The organism is Mucilaginibacter sp. (assembly GCF_036383575.1).
GTDB lineage: Bacteria > Bacteroidota > Bacteroidia > Sphingobacteriales > Sphingobacteriaceae > Mucilaginibacter.
This window is the reverse complement of record NZ_DASVOB010000281.1, coordinates 1-3,629: the sequence shown is the minus strand read 5'-3', so window position 1 is coordinate 3,629 and position 3,629 is coordinate 1. Positions and strand designations below refer to the sequence as shown.

General features: G+C 43.9%; 4 protein-coding genes. 3 read left to right on the top strand and 1 reads right to left on the bottom strand.

Annotated features, from left to right (window positions below):
- Positions 1-634: cyanophycin synthetase family protein (locus VF500_RS09805; protein ID WP_414688572.1), on the bottom strand; the 634-nt coding region annotated here is incomplete at its 3' end.
- A 171-nt stretch (positions 635-805) separates the two neighbouring features.
- Here VF500_RS09805 and VF500_RS09800 point away from each other — a divergent pair.
- The 3 genes from VF500_RS09800 (at position 806) to VF500_RS09790 (ending at position 3,452) form a co-directional block, all read left to right on the top strand.
- Positions 806-1,726, top strand: a complete 921-nt coding sequence (locus tag VF500_RS09800) for a cyanophycinase (protein ID WP_330859503.1) — start codon at positions 806-808, stop codon at positions 1,724-1,726.
- Positions 1,727-1,798: 72 nt separating this feature from the next.
- Positions 1,799-2,641 (top strand): isoaspartyl peptidase/L-asparaginase, encoded by an 843-nt coding sequence (locus VF500_RS09795; protein WP_330859502.1) that lies wholly within the window; start codon positions 1,799-1,801, stop codon positions 2,639-2,641.
- 181 nt (positions 2,642-2,822) lie between these two features.
- Positions 2,823-3,452: a hypothetical protein gene (locus tag VF500_RS09790; RefSeq protein WP_330859501.1), complete on the top strand. Its 630-nt coding sequence runs from the start codon at positions 2,823-2,825 to the stop codon at positions 3,450-3,452.
- Positions 3,453-3,629: the final 177 nt, after the last annotated feature.

Genomic DNA, 3,629 nt, shown 5'->3' with positions numbered 1-3,629 from the left:
CAACGGCTATGCTGCTTGTTTTTTCGGTCATGGTAGCACGGAAACGTACCTGGTTTTTACCGTAACCCAGCTGCACTAACGATTGATTGTTGAGCCTGATCCATGGGATATCCCTCGCTATAGCCTCTTCCACAATTGATCCGGTACTTGGCCCTAAACGGGTGTTTTCCCTGATCTCGCGCATTTGCTGGATATCAGCATCCAGGTTATAATCTTCGCCTTTAATAAGGGCTTCAGCAATGCGTACGGACGATTCGGCGGCAAAAACGCCAACTTTTTCTTCCAGGTAAGCGAATACAACGTTGTATACACCCCTGGTTTTGGTTTCGCGGGTACGGCCGAAACCGGTATCCATGCCGGCAAGGGTTTGGATCTCTAAAGCGATGTGCTCAATAACATGCCCCATCCAGGTGCCGGCAACCACCCGCTGAAAAAAACCTCCGGGTACACCGGGCGAGCAACGGTGGCTGTATAATGATGGCAGCAGCTTTTCAAGGCGTTCATAAAAGCCATCTATTTCGTTAGTAGGGCGGTGCTCCATCTCCTGCAGATCAAGCCGCATTTGTATTAATTTTTTGCGCCTGATGCTCCAAATGTTGGGTCCGCGTAGTACCTGAATATTTTCTATCTTCATGTATGTAGAATGCTATTTTTTGTCAGTCTAATTTCTCCTTAAAACTATAAAACATAACACGGGAATAAAATTTTTGATGTCAAAAAGCCATTATTTATTATTAGTTCCTGTGTTTGTGCAGGTTTTTGTCGTAATTTGTATATAGTTGTATTAAGATATTGTGAAATAATCATGATTGTCCCGAAAGGTAAACTAATAATTATAGGTGGCGCGGTTGATATGGGGAGTAATGTTACTCTTCAGGAGCACATTTTGCAACCAGATTATATCAAATTTTTTGAACAAGGCATATTAAGGCGCATAATTAACGAATCTGCGAAGCACGAAGGCTCACAAATTGAGGTGATCACCACTGCCTCGCAAATTCCGGAGCTTGTTGGCGCGGAATATATCAAAGCCTTCGGCCAGCTTAACGTTACCAATGTTAACGTACTGCACATCAAAAGCCGCGAAGATGCCGGCAATAAAGAATACCTCGATAGGATCCGCAAGGCCGATGTAGTAATGTTCAGCGGCGGCGACCAGCTCAGGCTGACAGCCATTTTTGGTGGCACCGAATTTTTGCAGATCCTGAAACAACGCTACCAAAAAGAAAACTTTGTGATAGCCGGGACTTCGGCAGGTGCTGCGGCGGCTTCAACACACATGATCTACCGCGGACAAAGCAACGAAGCCCTTGTTAAAGGTGAGGTGCAAATAACCGCCGGGCTTGGTTTTATCGACTCGGTTATTGTGGATACACACTTTGTACAGCGCGGCCGGATAGGGCGGTTAATGTACGCAGTAGCAACCAATCCCGGTATTTTGGGGATTGGTTTGGGCGAAGACACAGGTTTGCTGATCACCGAAGGCTATATGATGGAAGCTATTGGTTCGGGCCTCATTATTTTGGTTGATGGTCGTAATATCGTATCAACCAATATTTATGATGTGGAGCTTGGCTCGCCGGTATCTATCGAAAATCTGAAGGTGCATGTCATGTCGATATATGATAAGTACGACCTGGTACAACACCGTTTATTAATAAAAAAAAGCATGAAGGTTGAAGAAGGAGTTTTTATAAATGCACCGGGTAGCAAGCTTTTACAATAATTTCAACTGCATAAAGTTCTTTATAAACACCCTGGCCTTATTTATGCAGGTACATCTACTTAATTTATAATTATGAAAATAATTATTCACGGCGGTTTTTTTAGCGAATCGCATACCAACCAGGAAGTAAAGCTGGCCAAACAGGAAGCCCTGAACGGCATAGTGCAGTTAGGATATAAACATCTGCAACACCATACTGCTGCCGAAACGGCCGTTTACACAGTACGGTTGCTTGAAGATTGCGAGCTTTTTAATGCCGGAACGGGATCACAGATCCAGAGCGATGGCAAGATCCGCCTCAGTGCCTCCTTGATGGATGGCAAAACCCAGCGTTTTTCGGGCGTTATCAACATTGAGGATGTTAAAAACCCTATCTGTGTAGCCGAAAAACTGCAAGCTTATGATGACCGTGTATTGAGCGGCAAAGGAGCGTGCGATTTTGCTATAGAAAACGGTCACAAATACTACAATCCCGAAATCCCGCAGCGCCGTCATGAATACGAACAAAAACTAAGCGATTCCATCAGGCTTGGTACCGTAGGCTGCGTTGCGCTTGATGTGCATGGCAACCTGGCTGCCGCCACCAGTACCGGAGGTAAAGGCTTTGAAATTCCCGGTCGCGTTAGCGATTCGGCCACTACTGCGGGTAATTATGCTAATGAGTTTGCCGGCGTTTCATGTACCGGCGTAGGCGAAGATATTGTAAGCGGATCGGTAGCTGTTAAAATTGTTACACGCGTAACCGATGGCATGGCCCTCATGGCTGCTACCGAGAAAACCCTTGATGAAATGAAGCCTTATGACGGCTTCGCGGGTGTTATAGGTATTACTACCGACGGGCAGATCTATCACTCGGATACCCATCCTTATATGGTATGGGCACTGCATGACGGGGATATCGAAGTTTTTAACTAAAACCTAAATTTATTTTTTCCGTAGAAAGGTATAAATTCGGCATTTGTAAAATAACAGTGGCATTTAAGCGTTTATGTGTTTGCTGCCTTTTACAAATATTGTTTTCCCGTTAACAAATAATTACATTTGTTAAGCTGATTAATTTAAAATTACACGGTTTAAACCCAGGAAAAAAGATTAAATGAGATATTTCCTACTTATTATTTTATGCTCTGTTGGGTTCAATGCATCGGCGCAATGGTATTACAAACCATTCAATAAGCGTATCCGGTCTCCGCAAATGGCTTATGCGCGCAACAACTCCATCAAAAGGCTGCCTGTTCCAACGATAGCTAAAGTAAAGATCCAGCCAATCACTCTTGAGCGTACACCTTATATGCTGGCCATGATTGAGGAATCGGTTATGAGAACCGCACAGCATAATATGCGTTTCCATGTGTACAACGCGGCCAGCTATAACTTTAGTGATCTGGCCCAGATGTATATGAAACAAAACCGACTGGCCGAAGCCAAATGGTTCCTGCTGCAAAGCATTACCATATCGCGCCAGCAAAATGACGACAGGCACACCATCGCCAACCTGCTTGACCTTGCCGCCGTAAAAGCCGACTATGGCGATTACGCCCAAGCTAAACAGGACCTGGCCGAAGCTCGTCAGCTGGCTGTTTCGCGTGGCTTAACTTATGACCTGGCCATTGTTGAGAAAAAAACACGCTATTTACAAGACAATAAATTTAAAATACCGCACTCTGAAACCCGCTTTGCCGAAACCGCAGATGCCGGTACTATCGCCAAACCGGTTAACAAATAATATTTTTTTGTAACAAAAGCGTAAAATGGTGCTGACTGCATACTATTAGTAAAACATAATCGTATTATTGTTATTAGTAATTAAGAGACAGCATTTTGACTGTCTCTTTTTTATTTTACATTAGCAAATTAATAATAGGCACAAGTATTGATGTTTTACACCAACCCCGATTTAACT